Origin of the sequence: Variovorax sp. V15 (assembly GCF_041154425.1) — a bacterium.
GTDB lineage: Bacteria > Pseudomonadota > Gammaproteobacteria > Burkholderiales > Burkholderiaceae_C > Variovorax > Variovorax guangxiensis.
In genome coordinates this window covers 1,248,656-1,265,575 of sequence record NZ_AP028659.1, presented here as the reverse complement: position 1 = coordinate 1,265,575, position 16,920 = coordinate 1,248,656, and the positions used below count along the sequence as shown (strand labels likewise).

22 protein-coding genes are annotated in these 16,920 nt (G+C 67.8%); 10 read left to right on the top strand and 12 right to left on the bottom strand.

Features of this window, described 5'->3' with window-relative positions; translation table 11 throughout:
* Window positions 1-14: 14 nt before the first annotated feature.
* The 4 genes from ACAM57_RS06195 to ACAM57_RS06180 all read right to left on the bottom strand — a co-directional run bounded on the left by ACAM57_RS06195 (window position 15) and on the right by ACAM57_RS06180 (window position 2,383).
* Window positions 15-1,067, bottom strand: coding sequence for an NAD(P)H-dependent glycerol-3-phosphate dehydrogenase (locus tag ACAM57_RS06195; protein WP_126024727.1), 1,053 nt, complete (start codon window positions 1,065-1,067; stop codon window positions 15-17).
* A gap of 42 nt (window positions 1,068-1,109) precedes the next feature.
* Complete coding sequence (secB, locus tag ACAM57_RS06190; RefSeq protein WP_093198195.1) at window positions 1,110-1,574, bottom strand: protein-export chaperone SecB; 465 nt, start codon at window positions 1,572-1,574, stop codon at window positions 1,110-1,112.
* 119 nt (window positions 1,575-1,693) lie between these two features.
* Window positions 1,694-1,954 (bottom strand): glutaredoxin 3, encoded by a 261-nt coding sequence (grxC, locus tag ACAM57_RS06185; RefSeq protein ID WP_126024726.1) that lies wholly within the window; start codon window positions 1,952-1,954, stop codon window positions 1,694-1,696.
* Window positions 1,955-1,975: 21 nt separating this feature from the next.
* A complete protein-coding gene (locus tag ACAM57_RS06180) occupies window positions 1,976-2,383 on the bottom strand; it encodes a rhodanese-like domain-containing protein (RefSeq protein ID WP_369662403.1) in 408 nt (135 codons plus the stop codon).
* Window positions 2,384-2,464: 81 nt separating this feature from the next.
* Here ACAM57_RS06180 and gpmA point away from each other — a divergent pair, with 81 nt between their 5' ends.
* The 3 genes from gpmA (at window position 2,465) to ACAM57_RS06165 (ending at window position 5,668) form a co-directional block, all read left to right on the top strand.
* Entirely contained in the window at window positions 2,465-3,208 is a 744-nt protein-coding gene (gpmA, locus tag ACAM57_RS06175) for a 2,3-diphosphoglycerate-dependent phosphoglycerate mutase (protein WP_126024724.1), read from the top strand.
* Between the two features lie 126 nt (window positions 3,209-3,334).
* Window positions 3,335-4,777 carry a S41 family peptidase gene (locus ACAM57_RS06170; protein WP_126024802.1) on the top strand — a complete coding sequence of 481 codons (1,443 nt, stop codon included), beginning with the start codon at window positions 3,335-3,337 and terminating at the stop codon, window positions 4,775-4,777.
* A 117-nt stretch (window positions 4,778-4,894) separates the two neighbouring features.
* Window positions 4,895-5,668 carry a molybdopterin-synthase adenylyltransferase MoeB gene (locus tag ACAM57_RS06165; RefSeq protein ID WP_126024723.1) on the top strand — a complete coding sequence of 258 codons (774 nt, stop codon included), beginning with the start codon at window positions 4,895-4,897 and terminating at the stop codon, window positions 5,666-5,668.
* Here the strand turns inward: ACAM57_RS06165 and ACAM57_RS06160 are convergent.
* A complete protein-coding gene (locus tag ACAM57_RS06160) occupies window positions 5,665-7,707 on the bottom strand; it encodes an AsmA family protein (RefSeq protein WP_369661014.1) in 2,043 nt (680 codons plus the stop codon). The genes ACAM57_RS06165 and ACAM57_RS06160 overlap by 4 nt on opposite strands.
* Window positions 7,708-7,945: 238 nt before the next feature.
* On the opposite strand from ACAM57_RS06160, the gene ACAM57_RS06155 reads away from it, so the two are divergent.
* Window positions 7,946-8,359 carry a response regulator transcription factor gene (locus tag ACAM57_RS06155; protein WP_184642541.1) on the top strand — a complete coding sequence of 138 codons (414 nt, stop codon included), beginning with the start codon at window positions 7,946-7,948 and terminating at the stop codon, window positions 8,357-8,359.
* 62 nt (window positions 8,360-8,421) lie between these two features.
* Here the strand turns inward: ACAM57_RS06155 and ACAM57_RS06150 are convergent, their stop codons facing one another.
* A complete protein-coding gene (locus ACAM57_RS06150) occupies window positions 8,422-9,054 on the bottom strand; it encodes a response regulator transcription factor (RefSeq protein WP_019656595.1) in 633 nt (210 codons plus the stop codon).
* Between the two features lie 131 nt (window positions 9,055-9,185).
* On the opposite strand from ACAM57_RS06150, the gene ACAM57_RS06145 reads away from it, so the two are divergent.
* The 6 genes from ACAM57_RS06145 (at window position 9,186) to ACAM57_RS06120 (ending at window position 12,873) form a co-directional block, all read left to right on the top strand.
* A complete protein-coding gene (locus tag ACAM57_RS06145) occupies window positions 9,186-10,505 on the top strand; it encodes a CHASE3 domain-containing protein (protein ID WP_126024801.1) in 1,320 nt (439 codons plus the stop codon).
* Window positions 10,506-10,712: 207 nt separating this feature from the next.
* Window positions 10,713-10,877 (top strand): DUF1328 domain-containing protein, encoded by a 165-nt coding sequence (locus tag ACAM57_RS06140; RefSeq protein ID WP_093198217.1) that lies wholly within the window; start codon window positions 10,713-10,715, stop codon window positions 10,875-10,877.
* A gap of 54 nt (window positions 10,878-10,931) precedes the next feature.
* A complete protein-coding gene (locus tag ACAM57_RS06135) occupies window positions 10,932-11,309 on the top strand; it encodes a hypothetical protein (protein ID WP_369661013.1) in 378 nt (125 codons plus the stop codon).
* A 43-nt stretch (window positions 11,310-11,352) separates the two neighbouring features.
* Window positions 11,353-11,736, top strand: a complete 384-nt coding sequence (locus ACAM57_RS06130; protein ID WP_126024719.1) for a phage holin family protein — start codon at window positions 11,353-11,355, stop codon at window positions 11,734-11,736.
* On the top strand, window positions 11,723-12,307 hold the full coding sequence (locus ACAM57_RS06125; protein WP_369661012.1) for a hypothetical protein: 585 nt from the start codon (window positions 11,723-11,725) through the stop codon (window positions 12,305-12,307). The genes ACAM57_RS06130 and ACAM57_RS06125 overlap by 14 nt, the downstream gene beginning before the upstream one ends.
* The gene (locus tag ACAM57_RS06120; protein ID WP_126024717.1) at window positions 12,304-12,873 is read left to right on the top strand and encodes a bacterioferritin; all 570 of its coding nucleotides are present in this window, start codon (window positions 12,304-12,306) and stop codon (window positions 12,871-12,873) included. The genes ACAM57_RS06125 and ACAM57_RS06120 overlap by 4 nt, the downstream gene beginning before the upstream one ends.
* Before the next feature lie 73 nt (window positions 12,874-12,946).
* On the opposite strand, the gene ACAM57_RS06115 is transcribed toward ACAM57_RS06120, so the two are convergent.
* The 6 genes from ACAM57_RS06115 to folE all read right to left on the bottom strand — a co-directional run bounded on the left by ACAM57_RS06115 (window position 12,947) and on the right by folE (window position 16,874).
* Window positions 12,947-13,438 carry a BON domain-containing protein gene (locus ACAM57_RS06115; RefSeq protein ID WP_369662402.1) on the bottom strand — a complete coding sequence of 164 codons (492 nt, stop codon included), beginning with the start codon at window positions 13,436-13,438 and terminating at the stop codon, window positions 12,947-12,949.
* Between the two features lie 140 nt (window positions 13,439-13,578).
* The gene (locus ACAM57_RS06110) at window positions 13,579-13,776 is read right to left on the bottom strand and encodes a CsbD family protein (RefSeq protein WP_093198234.1); all 198 of its coding nucleotides are present in this window, start codon (window positions 13,774-13,776) and stop codon (window positions 13,579-13,581) included.
* Window positions 13,777-13,903: 127 nt separating this feature from the next.
* A complete protein-coding gene (locus ACAM57_RS06105) occupies window positions 13,904-14,728 on the bottom strand; it encodes a DUF429 domain-containing protein (RefSeq protein ID WP_126024716.1) in 825 nt (274 codons plus the stop codon).
* 4 nt (window positions 14,729-14,732) lie between these two features.
* Window positions 14,733-15,614 carry a DMT family transporter gene (locus ACAM57_RS06100; protein ID WP_184642545.1) on the bottom strand — a complete coding sequence of 294 codons (882 nt, stop codon included), beginning with the start codon at window positions 15,612-15,614 and terminating at the stop codon, window positions 14,733-14,735.
* A gap of 102 nt (window positions 15,615-15,716) precedes the next feature.
* On the bottom strand, window positions 15,717-16,139 hold the full coding sequence (locus ACAM57_RS06095) for a BLUF domain-containing protein (RefSeq protein ID WP_126024714.1): 423 nt from the start codon (window positions 16,137-16,139) through the stop codon (window positions 15,717-15,719).
* Between the two features lie 3 nt (window positions 16,140-16,142).
* The gene (gene folE, locus ACAM57_RS06090) at window positions 16,143-16,874 is read right to left on the bottom strand and encodes a GTP cyclohydrolase I (protein WP_126024713.1); all 732 of its coding nucleotides are present in this window, start codon (window positions 16,872-16,874) and stop codon (window positions 16,143-16,145) included.
* Window positions 16,875-16,920: the final 46 nt, after the last annotated feature.

Sequence of the window (16,920 nt, the reverse complement as noted above, 5' to 3'; positions counted from 1 at the left end):
TCTCTGCGTTTTTCTCAGGGGGATTGACGAGGGGAAGCGGTGGCGCCCGGCTGGGGCTGCTGCACCGATTCCGGCACCGGCTCGCGGCCGACGAGGGCCGCCACGGCGTCCTGGGGGCTCATGCGGCCATCGAGCAGCGCGACCACGCCCTCGGCGATGGGCATCTCGATGCCGAGGCCGCGCGCGCGCTGCACCACGGTGCGGGCGCAATACACGCCCTCGGCCACGTGGCCCAGCGAATCGACGGCCTGCGCCAGCGTGCGGCCCTGCGCGAGCAGCAGGCCGACCTTGCGGTTGCGCGACAGGTCGCCGGTGGAGGTCAGCACCAGGTCGCCCAGGCCAGAAAGGCCCATGAAGGTTTCCGCGCGAGCGCCCAGCGCGAGGCCGAAGCGCGTCATTTCGGCAAGGCCGCGGGTGATGAGCGCCGCGCGGGCGTTGAGCCCCAGCGCGAGGCCGTCGCACAGCCCGGTGGCGATGGCCAGCACGTTCTTGACCGCGCCGCCCACCTCCACGCCCACGATGTCCTCGTTGGCATAGACGCGCAGCGCGGGGCCGTGGAAGGCGTCGACCAGCATGTCGCGCACGGCGGCGTGCGGACTGGCGGCCACCAGCGCGGTCGGCCGGCCTTCGGCGACTTCCTGCGCGAAGCTGGGGCCGCTGAGCACGCCCGCTCTCAATTCAGGAGCAACCTGCGCCCAGATCTCGTGGGCCAGCAGGCCGAAGGATGCGGGCGAAGACGCGTCGAGCGCGGGCTCGACGCCCTTGCACAGCCAGGCCACGGCGGCGGCGGTGCCGCGCAGTGCGATGAGCTGCTCGCGCAGGGCGGCCATCGGGGTGGCCACGATGACGAGGTCGGCGCCGGCCTGCGCCTGGGCGATGTCGCCGGCGCGCACGGCCAGCGAGGCCGGCAGGGCCAGCCCGGGCAGGTAGCGGGAGTTTTCGCGCGCGGCCGACATGGCGTCGGCCTGGGCGGCGTCGCGCGCCCAGAGCGTGACTTCGTGGCGGGCCGCCGCGTTGACGGCGACCGCCGTGCCCCAGGCGCCGGCGCCATGAACGCAGATCTTCATCGGCGTCGGTGGCTGCTGCGGCTGTACGGCTTCAAGCCGTGATTACTGCGCCAGCGAGGGCGCAGCCTGGCCGGCGGCCTGGGCCTGCTGCTGCTCGTACATGGCCTGGAAGTTGATTTCGGCCAGGTGCACGGGCGGGAAGCCGCCGCGCTGGATCACGTCGGCCACGTTGCCGCGCAGGTAGGGGTAGACGATCTGCGGGCAGGCGATGCCGAGGATGGCGCCCATCTGCTCTTCGGGCAGATGGCGGATCTCGAAGATGCCGGCCTGCTTGGCTTCGACCAGGAACACGGTCTTGTCGCCGATCTTGGTCTGCACGGTGGCGGCCACGGTGATCTCGAAGATGCCTTCAGCCACGGGCTGTGCGTCCACGCCGAGCTGGATGTCGACGGTGGGCTGCTCCTGCTCCAGCAGGATCGCGGGCGAATTGGGCTGCTCGAGCGACAGGTCCTTGAGGTAGACGCGCTGGATCTGGAAGACGGGATCTTGGGCTTGCTGGTCGGCCATGGCTGAACTTTCGAGGATCAAAACAATGCCCGCCGGGGAGGGGGTCCCGCAGCGGGCTGCAGATGAGTGAACTGGCGATTATGGCCCCGTCACAGGACGGTTCCGGGGCAGGGCCGGTTTCAGGCGCCCTGCAGCAGCGGAACCAGGCCGCCGCGGCTGTCGAGCGCCATCAGGTCGTCGCAGCCGCCCACGTGGGTGTCGCCGATGAAGATCTGGGGCACCGTGCGGCGCTGGGTGATCTCCATCATGGTGTTGCGGGCCTGGGGGTCGGTGTCGATGCGGATCTCCTCGATCTGCTCGACGCCCTTGGACTTCAGGATCTGCTTCGCGCGTATGCAATAGGGGCAAACGGCGGTGGTGTACATCTTGACTGCTTGCATACGCTCCATCTCGGGGGGATTTCAGGCTTTTTCAACCGGCAGGTTAGCCTCTTTCCACGCCTTCAGCCCGCCGGACACCGCTTGGGCCTGCTCGTAACCGAGCTTCTTGGCCACCGCCACGGCGCGCTGGGCGCGGGCGCCGGTGGCGCAGACCAGCAGCAGCGGCACGTTCTTGTTCTTGACCGCGCCGGCGAGCTTTTCCTCGAGCTGGTTCAGGGGAACGTTCCTGGCGCCGATCATGTGGCCGGTGGCGAACTCCTCGGGCTCGCGCACGTCGACCAGCACGGCGCGCTCGCGGTTGATGAGCTGCACGGCGCCCTGCGCGGTGAGCGTTCCGCCGCCCGCCCCCCGCACCAGCGGCCAGGCCAGCATGGCGCCCGAGCTGAGCGCGATCAGGATCAGCATCCAGTTCGCGGTGACGAATTCGATCAATTTCACGGGGGTTCCTTGAATGGCAAACCGGGGATTTTAGAATGCGGGGTTTCGCAAGCGCAGCCAAAGGCCTCCCACATGCACAAACTGGTATTGATCCGTCACGGTGAATCGACCTGGAATCTCGAAAACCGCTTCACCGGATGGACCGACGTCGACCTGACCGAAACCGGCGTCGAACAGGCCAAGCAGGCCGGCCGGCTGCTCAAGGCCGAAGGCTACGACTTCGACGTCGCCTACACGAGCGTGCTCAAGCGCGCCACCCGCACCCTTTGGCACACGCTCGACGAACTCGACCGCACCTGGCTGCCCGTGGTGCATTCCTGGCGCCTCAACGAGCGCCACTACGGCGGCCTGCAGGGCCTGAACAAGGCCGAAACCGCCAAGAAATACGGCGACGAGCAGGTGCTGGTCTGGCGCCGCAGCTACGGCACCCCGCCCCCGCCGCTGGAAGCCGACGACCCGCGCAGCGAACGCGGCGACGTGCGCTACGCCAAGCTGTCGCCCGAGCAGATCCCGCTGACCGAGTGCCTGAAGGACACCGTGGCGCGCGTTCTGCCCTTCTGGAACGAATCGATGGCGCCGGCCATCCGCACCGGCCGCCGGCTGGTGGTGGCGGCCCACGGCAACTCGATCCGCGCCCTGGTGAAGTACCTCGACGGCATCTCCGACGACGACATCGTCGGGCTGAACATCCCCAACGGCATCCCGCTGGTGTACGAGCTCGACGACGACCTCAAGCCCCTGCGCCACTACTACCTAGGCGATGCCGCGGCCGCCGAAAAGGCCGCCGCCGCGGTGGCATCGCAGGGCAAGGGCTGAGAAGGCCCGCCAGGAGCGCCCTGAAAAGCCCCCGTCCGGCGCTCCACCCGTGGAACCCCGGCAAACAATTTGCTTCCAAGCTGTGTATATTGGACTGACAGCCGCCGACAAGGACAACCACTCATGATGGGCCAGAAACTCAAGATCACCGGCTGGGTCGCCGCCGGCGCCGTTGCAGGCGTCCTGACCACCGTCTCGCTGCAGACAGTCGCGCGCGGCTCGCTCGCGCCCCTGCCGCTCGAGGAATTGCAGCAGCTCGCCGCCGTCTTCGGAATGGTCAAGAGCGACTACGTGGAGCCGGTCGACGAGAAGAAGCTCATCTCCGACGCCATCTCCGGCATGGTCGCCGGGCTCGACCCCCACTCCCAGTACTTCGACAAGAAGTCCTTCAAGGAATTCAGGGAAGGCACCACCGGCCGCTTCGTCGGCGTGGGCATCGAGATTTCGCAGGAAGACGGCCTCATCAAGGTCGTCTCGCCCATCGAGGGCTCCCCCGCCTTCCGCGCGGGCCTCAAGCCCAATGACCTGATCACCAAGATCGACGACACCGCCGTGCGCGGCCTGTCGCTGAACGAGGCGGTCAAGCGCATGCGCGGCGAAGCCAACACCAAGGTGCTGCTGACCATCTTCCGCAAGGACGAGAGCCGCACCTTCCCCGTGACCATCACGCGTGAAGAGATCCGCACGCAGTCGGTCCGCGGCAAGATGATCGAGCCGGGCTACGGCTGGATCCGCCTCTCGCAGTTCCAGGAGCGCACCGTCGACGACTTCGTCAAGAAGATCGACGAGCTCTACAAGGAAGACCCGAACCTCAAGGGCCTGGTGCTCGACCTGCGCAACGACCCGGGCGGCCTGCTCGACGCGGCCGTGGCGGTGTCGTCGGCCTTCCTGCCCGAGAACGTCACGGTGGTCACCACCGACGGCCAGCTGGCCGAGAGCAAGTCGGTCTACAAGGCAGCGCCGGAGTTCTACCAGCGCCGTTCGGGCAGCGACCCGCTGCGCAGCCTGCCGGCCGCGCTCAAGACCGTGCCGCTGGTGGTGCTGGTGAACGAAGGCTCGGCTTCCGCCAGCGAGATCGTCGCCGGCGCGCTGCAGGACCACAAGCGCGCCACCATCATGGGCAGCCAGACCTTCGGCAAGGGCTCGGTGCAGACGGTGCGCCCACTCGGCCCCGACACCGGCCTGAAGATCACCACCGCGCGCTACTACACGCCTAGCGGCACCTCGATCCAGGCCAAGGGCATCGTGCCGAACGTGCTGGTCGACGAAAGCGCCGAGGGCAGCCCCTTCGCCGCCCTGCGCATGCGCGAGGCCGACCTCGAGAAGCACCTGGCCAGCGGCCAGGGCCCAGAAGTCAAGGACCCGGAACGCGAAAAGGCCCGCGACGAGGCCCGCAAGCGCCTCGAGGAAGAAGCCAAGAAGCCGCCGCAGGACCGCAAGGTGCCCGAGTTCGGCACCGACAAGGACTTCCCGCTCGTGCAGGCGCTCAACCGCCTGAAGGGCCAGCCGGTGCTCGTGAGCAAGACGCAGGTCATCGTCGACAACAAGGAAGAGAAGAAAGAGAACTGAGCCGGGCAAGTCGGTTCTTTTCAGGAGTACCGCGGAACCGGCCTTGCCGGGCCGCCGGTATTGCCCCCGGTAGGGGGTGGGCGGCCACACGAAGTGTGGCAAGCCCTGGGGACGAGCATGAATGATCACCAGCTGCTGCGCTATTCGCGCCACATCCTTCTGGAAGAATTCGGCATCGACGGGCAGGCCCGTGTCAGTGCCGGACGGGTTCTGGTCATAGGCGCCGGCGGGCTGGGCTCGCCGGTGGCCCTGTACCTTGCGGCAGCGGGCGTCGGCCACATCGTGCTGGTCGACGACGACGAAGTCGATCTCACCAATCTCCAGCGCCAAGTGGCCCACACCCATGCGCGCGTCGGCCTGCCGAAGGTCGAATCAGCCGCGCAGGCCATGCGCGACATCAACTCCGACATCGCCATCGAAACCCACGCACTGCGCGCCGACGAGGCGCTGCTGTCGCGCCTCGTGGCCGAGGCCGACGTGGTGGTCGACTGCTGCGACAACTTCGCCACCCGGCAGGCCGTCAACCGCGCCTGCGTGGCGCATGCGAAGCCGCTGGTGGCGGGCGCGGCGATCCGTTTCGACGGGCAATTGAGCGTCTACGACACCCGCGACGCCGCCTCGCCCTGCTATGCCTGCCTGTTCCCGCCCGATGCGAGCTTCGAGGAAACGCGCTGCGCGGTGCTCGGCGTGTTCGGCCCGGTGGTGGGCACCATCGGCACGCTGCAGGCCAGCGAGGCGCTGAAGCTTCTGGCCGGCATCGGCCCGTCCCTGGCGGGCAAGCTGCTGATGTTCGACGGGCGCAGCACCTCGTTCGACACGCTGCGCGTGGCGCGCGACCCGCACTGCAGCGTCTGCGCGCAACGCGCGACCTTCCCCTCCACTCCGGTCTAGTTGGGCTGCTTCGCGCCCTTCGCCCGGGCGGCGCCCTTGGCTGCCGCCCCCGCCGTGGGCTTGTTCGCCTGCGCCACCACGCCCTGGCAGTTCGAATCCTCGCCCGGGCCCGGCTCGATGGTCGCGGCGAGTGCCAGCAGCGGATTGACCGCACCCAGCGCCAGCGCAGCCAGCCCGCGCCCGGCCAGCGGGCCGATCTCCAGGCCGCCCTTGGGATCGCCGAATGTGCCGCCCACCACCAGCGGCGTGCGGATCGAGAGGATGTTCTTGCTCTTGGGCTCGGGGCGGATCACGAAATCCAGCCCCTCGGTCGCCAGGTTGGCCTGGCCGGTGGCGATGAAGACGGCGTTGGTGGTGTCCACCACCAGCGTGCGCCCGGTCATCAGGCCCTTGTTGACGTCGAAGGCCAGGGCCGCGCAGCGCAGCTCCACGTTGCGGTCGCCGCGCAGGATGAACTTGATGATGTCGCCGCCCACCAGCGTCGCGAACACCGGCAGCAGGTTGCCGAACTGCCCGCGTCCGGAGATGACCGCCACATCGCCCGACGCGCCGCCGAGCCAGTTGGCGACGGTGCTGCCGGAGCCCGAGAGATTGATGCGCCCGTCCAGCCTGCCGACGCTGTTTCCGGTGGTTTCGAGCTTCGGGAACAGCCGCGCCAGCTGCATGGCCCGGGCGTCGAGCGAGGCGCGGATGTCCGCGGGCTTCTTCGAGCCGTCGATGCGGATCGCGCCGCTGAGCCTGCCGCCGGCCACGCCCAGGTCGAGCGGATCGAGCGTGAGCACGCCTTCGGCCAGCTTCACCTGCACGCTGCCACGCTCCAGCGGCACCTCGCGCACGTTGCGGATGCGATCGGCCGTGTACTTCACGTCGGCGTTCATGGCGCGCAGGCGATCGAAGTCCAGCGGCGCCGTGGGCAGCACCTTGCCGCCGGGCCGCTTGACCTGGGTGACTGTGGGCGGCGGCGCGACCCCTTCCACCGTGGCGGCGGTGCGCGCCGTGGGCGGCAGGCCGATCAGCGGGCCCAGGTCGTCCATGTCCATCACGTTCGAGCGCAGGTCGCCCGCCAGGTGCGGCAGCTTGCCGGACTGGTCGAAGCGCATGTCGCCCGCGATGTCGGACAGGCCCAGGCGCCCCTTCAGGCCCGAGGCCTCCCACAGCTTGCCGCGCTTGTCGAGCTTGCCGCTCAGGGTGTAGGGCGAGGTCTGCGGCAGCGCGATGCCCAGCAGCGGGAACAGCGCACCCAGCGTCTGGCCCTTGATGTCGAACCTGGCGTCGATGCCGTCCAGGTCCGACAGGCGCGCGACCGTGCCGGCCGCCCTCAGCTGCGTCTGGCCCGCGGCGGCGCGGATCTCGATCGGGAAAGGCGGCGCGTTCGTGGCCTCGATCTGCAGCACATTGCCCGTGCGCCCGCTGGCGGTCAGCGGCTGGCCCTTGTAGCGGCCCTTGATGCGGTAGTCCAGCGGCATCTCGCCGCGGCCGCTGTCATAGCTCAGATCGGCATGCAGGTCCACGCCGAGGTGCTTGGCCAGGAAGTCGACCGCGCCGCTGTCGATCTGCACCTGGCCGATGGTGGGCACGGTGCCGCCTTCGGAGCTGTCCTTGCCTTCCTTGCCCAGCGACCATGTGCGGCGGCCGTCGGCTTCCATCTGCAGTCCCACCGTGGGGGAGGAAAGCGCCAGCCTGGGAATGACGATGCTGCTCGAGATCAGCGGCCAGAGGCGTATGTCGAAGTCGGCACGCTCCGCCTTCACCAGATAGGGATCGCGCGCCCATGAGGGGTTGGCGAACTCCACGCCGTCCAGCCTCACCCTGGCCTGCCGCCAGCCCAGGCCCACGTCGAGCCGCCGGGTGATCTCGAACTTGCGCCCGGTCTTCTCGCTGACGTAGCGGTTGACCGGTTCGCGCAGCACGTCCCAAGGGAAGAAGGCGAGCCCGATCGCCAGCAACGCAACCAGCAGCACGAGGCCCGCCAGCAGCTTCTGCCAGAGCGGCCGGCCGCGCAGGACGCCGGCCTTCTTCGGTACGTTCGTCGTTGCCATGGACTCCTTGTAACTCAGTCGATCGCCCCGCCGCGGTCGGCCACGAACCGCAGAGATCGTGAGGGATTGCCTACTGGAGGCGCCTTCGCAGGCCGCGTCGGAACCCGCCTACAGCCACCAGCCGCCGAAGCTTGCATGATGCGCGCAGGGGACGAAGCAAAGTCGAGCGGCAGGCAGTTCCTGCCAACGGGCGCACGCTGAAGGCGTCCGCAAAAGCTCAGAGGAAGAGTGGTTCGGCATGGATTCCAGATTGCAGACTTATGTTGTCGAAGACAACCTCACGATCCGTGAAAACCTCATCGGCACGCTGGAAGAGCTCACCTGTACCACCGTGGTCGGCTTCGCCGACACAGAGAGCGGCGCGCGCGCATGGCTGCTCGGCCACGACGGCGATTGGGACCTCATGATCGTCGACCTCTTCCTCAAGCAGGGCAGCGGCCTGGGCGTGCTGCAGGCCTGCCAGGCCCGCAAGCCGGTGCAGAAGGTGGTGGTGCTCAGCAACTACGCGACGCCCGACATCCGGCGGCGCTGCGCGGAATTCGGGGTCGATGCGGTTTTCGACAAGTCGAACGAGATCGACGCGCTGGTCGAGTTCTGCCTCGTGCAGGCCCGAGACCGGGCCTCGCGCTCCTCGCCCGGTGCCACCGGCTGAGCAATGAAAAAAAGAAGCGAGAAGAAGCCCCCTTGGACCCCTTCGCCGCCCATCAGCCGATCTCAGTCGATCAGCTTGTTCTTCAGCGCGTAGTACGTGAGGTCGCTGTTGGAGGAGAGATTCATCTTCTCCATCAGGCGCGTGCGGTAGGTGCTCACGGTCTTCACCGACAGCGACAGCGTCTTGGCGATGTCACCGGCGGTCTCGCCCTTGGCGAGCTTGAGGAACACTTGGAATTCACGCTCCGAGAGTTGCTCATGCGGCGCGGCGTCGTCCTTGCGGTCGAGCTGGCGGGCCAGCAGTTCGGCCACGGCGGGCGTGATGTAGCGCCGGCCCAGCGCGATGGTGCGGATGGCGTTGACGATCTCGATGGGATCGCATTCCTTGTTGAGGTAGCCGCTCGCTCCCTGACGGATCAGGTTCATCGCGTAGTGCTCCTCGGGGTAGCCGCTCAGGATGAGGATGCCCACGTCCGGCGCCTTGGCGCGGATCATGGCGAGTGCGTCGATACCGCTTTGCCCGGGCATCGAAAGGTCCATGACCAGCACGTCCAGCTCCGTGGTGCGCACCAGTTCGATGGCCTCGCGGCCGCTGGCAGCTTCACCCGCCACGCGCAGGTCCACGTGCTCGGAGAAGAACTGCCGGAGGCCCGATCGCACGATGGCGTGGTCGTCCACAATTCCGATTTTGATCATTTGTTACTTTCGTCGTTGTGTTGCGCACCCGAGGGTCGCAACATGCCAGGTCCCTGATTGTTGTCAATTATTCACGAACTTGCGCCGCAAGCAGCCTTGAAAGTTTCATGCACTGGTTAGCCCCACCAAGAATGGCCGTGAGCCTGCTGCTCGCGGCACTGGCCGCGCTGGCCCTCGTCGGCATCAACGAGGCCGGGTACCGGCAGTCCAGCCGCGCCCTCGCCGACATCGACGAGGCGCAGCAGGTGCGCGGCACGCTCAACCAGCTGCTGCAGAACATGCTGGACGCCGAGACCGGCCAGAGAGGCTACCTGCTGACCGGCGAGGCCGGCTACCGAAAGCCCTACGACGACGCGGTCAAGCAGGTCGACGGCCACCTCGCCACCTTGCGCCGCCTGTACGCCGGCCGGCCGGCCGAGCTCGCCCAGCTGACCGAGCTGTCGAAGCACGTGCTGCGCAAGATCGCCGAGATGGACATGAGCGTGCGCCTGCGCCAGGACGGCAAGGAGGACGCCTGGAAGTTCGTCATCACCACCGACGTCGGCAAGGAGGAGATGGAGGCCATCCGCACCACCGCCGGCGAGCTAGTGAAGATCAGCAACGGCACCCTGCACCAGAGCCAGGCGCAGGTGCTGCGCTCGCTGCAGCTGGCGCGCATCGGCACCTCCATCGTGGCGGTGGCCGCGCTGATCGCCTTCTTCCTGTATCTGCGGCAGACCCATGCGCTGCGCTCCATCGGCGAGCGCCAGCAGGAGGCCCTGCAGCGCGAGCGCAACGCCCTGGAAGACGAGGTGCGCGAGCGCACAGCCTCGCTGGCCGAACTGGCGACCCACCTCCAGGACGTGCGCGAGACCGAGCGCGGCTTCCTTGCGCGCGAACTGCACGACGAACTGGGCTCGCTGCTCACCGCCGCCAAGCTCGACGTGGCGCGGCTGAAGTCGCGGCTGGCGGACGCGCCCGACGCGATCCAGCGGCTGCAGCATCTGACCGAGCTGCTCAACAGCGGCATCGCGCTGAAGCGCCGGATCATCGAGGACCTGCGGCCCTCCTCGCTGGCCAACCTCGGGCTGGTCGCTTCGCTGGAGATCCTGGGGCGCGAGTTCGGCGAGCGCTCGGGCCTGCAGGTGGAGATGGTGCTGGAGCCGGTGACCATGGATGAATCGCGCCAGCTCACCATCTACCGGATGGTGCAGGAGAGCCTCACCAACATCGGCAAGTACGCCGAGGCCACCGAGGCCACCATCGTCCTGAAGAACTACGACAACCACGTGGTGGTGGAAGTGGCGGACAACGGCAAGGGCTTCGACACGCTTCGCGTGCGGCCCTCTACCCACGGCCTCGCGGGGATGCGGCACCGCGTGGAAGCCGCGCGCGGCAGGCTCACGGTGGCGTCGGTGCCGGGCAAGGGCACGCGGCTGAGCGCCATGCTGCCGATCGTCAAGCCGGCCTGAGCCCGGGCCGGGACGGTCGAGGCCGGCACTTCTGCACACGCCGCCGCAAGGCCACTCGGCCATCTCCTACGCACCCCAGCCACGGCCGCTGACAGGTCAGGGACGGCCCTCCACTTAAGGTTGCATCCATGGCGCCGGAGCCTTCCTTTCTGGGGAGTCCGGTGCGATGTTTTCAAGACAACGAGCCAAGCCTCGAAGGAGTTCCACATGCTGCATTACGCCGTGGTGTTTCTGGTCATCGCCCTGATCGCCGCCCTCTTCGGGTTCGGTGGCATCGCCGCCAGCGCGGTGGGCATCGCCAAGATCCTCTTCGTGATCTTCGTGATCCTCGCGATCGCGAGCTTCCTTGCCGGCTTGCTACGACGCAAGTAGCGTCGTTACGATCAACAGGCTTGCGCATTTCACTTTTCCGGAAAGGACTTTCAAATGAACACGACGACCAAGACTCCCTCGCAACTCGCCGAAGAAGCGCGCCAGACCGCCCGTGACGCGGTCGAAACGACCCGCGCCTATGCACAGAACGCGGTGAATGCGGCGGGCGAAAAGGTCCGCGACCTGCAGCGCGATTCCGAGCCGGCCGTCGAGCAGCTGGCCGCCCGCGTGCAGCAAGCCGTTCAGCGCGGCCTGGATGCCGCGTCCACCACCAGTGCGCGCGCGCAGCGCCGCCTCGAACAGGCAGCCGACGTCACGGGCCGCTACATCTCCGACCAGCCCGTGCGCTCGGTGCTGCTGGCAGCGGCGGCCGGCGCCGCCATCACGGCGCTCATCGTGCTGGCCAGCCGCCGCAGCCGCGACGACTACTAATTGACACGACAACAGGCGTTCATCGTCGATCGACCCCGGCACCATGCTCCATCCGATTTTTTCCACGGTGCTTGGGCATCCGGAACTCGTCGCTGAACACCTCGCCAACTACGCCGCCCTCATCCGGCAGGAATCCGCCCAGGCGGGACGCGGCATCGCCACGCGCATCGTCGCGGCCGTGCTGGCGGTGGCCACCATCACCCTGGCGCTCGGGCTGATAGGCGTTGCGATCCTGCTGGGCGTGATGCACGGCAGCTTCCACTGGGTGCTTGTGGCCGTTCCGGGCGTGGCCGTGGTGATCGCGGCCATCTGCACCTGGTACGCGGCGCGGCCCGCACCCCACTACGCCTTCGAGGATCTGCGCTCGCAGCTCGATGCCGACCTGCAGGCCCTGCACGAAGCCGGAGCACGCCATGACCGGTACTGAGCGCCGCCATTCGCATTCCGAGCAACTCTCGCCTCAGCAGCGCCTGGCCCTTTCGCGCCGCGCGCTGGTGCGGCAGCTGAACGGCGGCGTGGACGACGACAGCCATCAAGGCCGCGGCCACGCCGGCTCCGATCCCCGGTTGGACGACCTGGAATACGCACACTATGAAGCGCAGGCCACAGGCCGGCGCCAAGGCCACCCGCACGAAAGAGGAGAAGGAGATCCCACAGGGCAAGGGGAACGCGGAGGCAGCCGAAGAAGAAACGAGAACGTATGGCTCGCCGTGGGGCGCAGCGTGCTGGAACGCTGGTGGCGCAGGCATCCCGCGCATGCGGTCGGCCAGCTGGCGCGGCCGATGCTGGAGCACTACGCCCGCAAGGAGCCGGCCAAGCTGATGGCAGCCGCGGCCGCCACCGGCGCGCTGCTGGTGCTGGCCAAGCCCTGGCGACTGCTGTCGGCGACGGCGGTGCTCGCGGCCGTACTGAAGACATCCGACGTGGCCGACCTCGTCAACACCCTGATGAGCAAGACCCCGAATTCAACTCGCCCCCCACGAAAGGACTCTCCATGAAAAACGACGTTTCCTCCACGGCAGCCTCCTCCAAGGCCTCCGGCCACCAGCACCTGGCGCTCGACCAGAGCGGCCTCGACGCAGCCCGCAACAGCCTGGACGACGGTGCCGTCACGCCGAGCTACGGCCCCTGGCGCGACGACGTCGTGAAGCTCCTGAACGATGCGCTGGCCACCGAGCTGGTCTGCATCCTGCGCTACAAGCGCCACTACTTCACCGCCAACGGCGTGGAGTCGCCGGCCATCGCCGACGAGTTCCTGGTGCACGCCAACGAAGAGTCGGCCCATGCCGACCTCATCGCCGAACGCATCGTGCAGCTGGGCGGCGAACCCGACTTCGCGCCCACGCACCTGCTCGAACGCAGCCATGCCTCCTACGACGAATCGACCGACCTGCAGTCGATGGTGCGCGCCAACCTGATCGCCGAGCGCATCGCGGTGGAGTCGTACCGCCAGATGATCTCGCTCATCGGCGACAAGGACCCGACCACGCGCCGCATGCTCGAAGGCATCCTCGCCGACGAAGAGGAGCATGCCGACGAGCTGAAGGACTGGCTCGGCCACTGAGCGACAAAGGCCCCGCCCATGAGAAAGCCCGGCAGCGCCGGGCTTTTTCGTTGCCGGGGGTCGAAGGGGATCTTCAGCCCTTCACCTCGAGCTGGTTGTTCACCGAGGTCACGCCCTGCACGCCCTTGGCGATCTCCTCGGCCCGCGCCTTCGCGGCGGCCGAGGGTGCCGGCCCCTTCAGGCTCACGGCGCCGGCCTTGGTGTCGACGTCGATCTTGATGGCGCTCAGGTCCGGGTCCCTGGCAAGGCCGGCGGAGACCGAAGCCGTGATGGCAGCATCGTCCATCTTCGCGCTCACTGCCGCGCCTGCCTCCTTGAGCGCTTCCTTGGCATTGGCGGCGCCTTCCTTCACCTCTGCGGTGGTGTTGGACGACTCGACCTTGGCCTTGGCGTCCTTCAGGGCCTCGCCCGTCTTTGCCGCGGCCGTGTCGGCCGCCTGCTCGGTCTTCGCCACGGCGCTGTCGAGCTTCTCGCCGGCAGTGCGGTTGTCGCCCTTGTCGCAGCCGGCCAGGGCCAGCGCGGCGCCGGCCAGCAGCATGGCAAGACAGACGTGCGCGTACGGCATGCCGGCGACGCGTTGTCGAATGTTCGATCCGTTGTTCATGGCAGTCCTCCTGTCGCTTCTTGGAAATTGGAAATGGGGAAGAAAAAAGAGAGTGTGTGAACGGGGCGGCCGGGCTGGATGCATGCCCCCGCCCCGACCGGTCACAGCTTGTCGGCGCCCGACTTGATCGCGTCCTTGGCCTTTTCCTTCACGTCGCCGTAGGTCTTCTGCACCTTGCCGGCGGCCTGATCGGCAATGCCCTCGCCTTCGAGCTTCTCGTTGCCGACAACCTTGCCGGCGACTTCCTTCAGCTTGCCCTTGGCTTCCTCGACGCGGCCTGCCACTTGATCCTTGTTCATGTCGCTTCCTTCCTGATGGATTGATGTTGAAACAGGTGGGCCGGGGTGGCCCACCGCAGTCAATCTAGGCGCCGCCGCATGGCGGCGAACGCCGACGGAAGCCCGAAGCGGTGTAGGACAACGAGGCTCAGGCGCTGACGATCCATCCTTCAAGCGGATCGAAGTCTTCCGGCAGGCCATGGCCCGGGCCGGGGCTTGCGGCGCGCTGCAGGCCCCAGGCGGCCTGCAGCAGGCACAGCACGGCGTCGATGTCGTCGCCGCGTGCGTCCGCGAGCAACTCCGCGCGCTGCGGCGCGGTGACGGCCAGCCTCAACCCGAGGCGGGACGAGCCGGCTTCGAGCGCCGCCAGCAGGTCGGCGCGCGCGGCTCGTCGCTCGGGTGTCTGCTTCGCCAGGTCGTCGCTCTTGTAGCTGCGCCGTCCGATCAGCTCGCGCGCCAGCAGACCGGGATAAGCCTCCAGCGCGATGCGATCGGCCCCCCTGCCGGCATGCAGCCCCGGAATGCGCGCACCCGCCGCGAGCAGGCGCGGCACGCCGGCATGGAGCATGTAGGCCACCGGCGGGTTGACCCACTTCATCGAGGGGCTGGAGCCTGCGGGCCCGTCAGCCTTGCGGTGCGCGAACTTGCCGCCCACCGGGCGCGCCGCGCAGAAGGCGGCGAAGGTCTGGCGGATCTCGGCGCGGCTCAGGCCGGCGTAGTGGGCCATCAGCGGCTCCCACTGCAGCGGCCATCGCAGCTGCTCGACGAGTTCCCGCGGCAGGCTGAACGGAAAGTCGAAACCGCCGGTCCAGGACGGCGTGGCGCACAGCCATTCGCCCCAGGCGTCGAGCGTGGAAAAGCGCTGCAGGCCACGCAGCACGACCCTGTCGGTGCCGCTCTGTTCGCCTGTCGCGACGACGATGGGCTTGCGTGCCGTCGGCGCGCTGGAGAAGTCGCAGCCGAACAGCAGCACTGGCTCAGCCCAGGGCGAGCGCCACCACGCCGGCGGCGATGAACATCGCGCCCATCAGCCTCAGCAGCCGGTCGCCCTCGCGCAGCAGATGGCCCCCGATGAGCGCCGCGAAGAGCATCGACACCTCGCGCGCCGGTGCAACGTGCGAGATCGGCGCCTGCTGCACCGCGTAGAGCACGAGCACGTACGAGACGGGGCTGATCGCCGCCACCAGCAGCGCGTATTTCCACTGGTCGCGCCACATGCGCACGGTGGTCGCGCGGTCCTGCAGCGCCGCGGGCAGCAGCAGCACGATGCGCACGAGGTTGCCCATGTAGTCGAGCAGGATCGGCGACATCGCGAGGAACTTGACCGCGTAGCTGTCGGCCACCGTGTAGGCCGCGATGAAGGCGCCGGTCAGCACGCCGTAGCGCATGCCCTTGTGCACCCGCGCGCGCTGCGCCGGGTCGTGCGCCTTCTGCCACAGGCGCGGGCCGCCGGCGATGAGGAACACGCCGGCCACCACGCCAAGGATGCCGGCCACGCCGACGAGGCTGATCTTCTCGCCGAGGAAGAGCACGGCCACCAGCGAGGACAGCAGCGGCCCCGAGCCGCGCGCCAGCGGATAGACCACCGTCAGGTCCGACTTGCGGTAGCCGCGCAGCAGCACGATGAAATAGAAGACGTGCAGCACGCCGCTGAGCACGACGAAGCTCCACTCGGCCCGGCCCCAGTTCGGCACCACATTCCAGCCGAGCACGATGCCCAGCGGCGCCCAGATGACCATGTTGAACACGCTGGTCTGGAAGCTGAAGCGCGCATCGCCGTTCGCCTTCTTGGCGGCGATGTTCCAGCTGGCGTGGATGATCCCGGCGAGCAGGATCAGGGCGAACGCGGAGAGCGGCACCTCGAGCTACGCGAGACCGAGCGCCGCCGGGCCGTCCCAAGGCGCGGGCTGCCCCCCCGGGGGGCAGCGAGGACACGAAGTGCCGAGCGTGGGGGCCACGTTCTAGTGGCGGCCGACGATGGCGGCAGTTGCCATCAGTTCCTCGAGCAGCGCCAACGAGACCTTGCCCGACACCGCGTACGGGTTGAGCTCGGGCTTCTCGGAATACTTCAGCAGCGTCGATGCGTTGAGCTTCGACAGGTTGACCTGGCCCATCGTCCAGCCGCCGAAGCGGCGCTCGGAGATCTCTTCGTAGTGCAGCAGCACCACGTCCTTGTGGCGCGCATCGCGCTGGATGTGGCCGTAGAGCTCGGAGATGGCCATGCGGCCGCCTTCGATGGCCTGCAGGAAGGTGCCCGCGCCGTAGCAGAGGATGCCGGTGATGCCGCACGCGGTGTTGTGGGTGCGCGATTGCGCCAGGATCGACTCGATGGCCTCGGGGCTGGTGTCGACGGCGCGGCTGGCGTAGAGGAGTCGGACCAGCATGGCTCAGTCCTTTCTGGGCAGGAGGGAGAGGAATTCGCGGCGCAGGCTCGGATCTTTCAGGAACACGCCGCGCATCACGGAATTGATCATCTTGCTGTCCATTTCCTTCACGCCGCGCCAGGCCATGCAGAAGTGCTCGGCCTCCATGACGAGGGCCAGGCCGTCGGGCTGGGTCTTTTCCTGGATCAGGTCGGCCAGCTGCACCACGGCTTCTTCCTGGATCTGCGGACGGCCCATGACCCATTCGGCCAGGCGCGCGTACTTCGACAGGCCGATCACGTTGGTGTGCTCGTTGGGCATCACGCCGATCCAGAGCTTGCCGATGATCGGGCAGAAGTGGTGCGAGCAGGCGCTGCGCACGGTGATCGGGCCGACGATCATCAGTTCGTTCAGGTGCTCGGCGTTCGGAAACTCGGTGAGCGAAGGCGCCGCCACATAGCGGCCCCTGAACACCTCGTTGAGGTACATCTTGGCGACCCGGCGCGCGGTGTTGTCGGTGTTGTGGTCGTTCTCGACGTCGATCACCAGGCTCTGGAGCACGTCCTTCATCTTGACCTCGACCTCGTCGAGCAGGGCCTCCAGCTCGCCGGGCTGGATGAACTCGGAGATGTTGTCGTTGGCATTGAAGCGCTTGCGCGCCGCGGTGATGCGCTCGCGGATCTTCACGGAGACGGGCGTGCCCTCGTCATCGTCATTTCGATCGGGGCGCGGTTCGACGTCGGTTTTCCTCAGCATGGCAAAGATCGTACCAGTGAATGGCTCCAGACATTCGGGGCCGCAA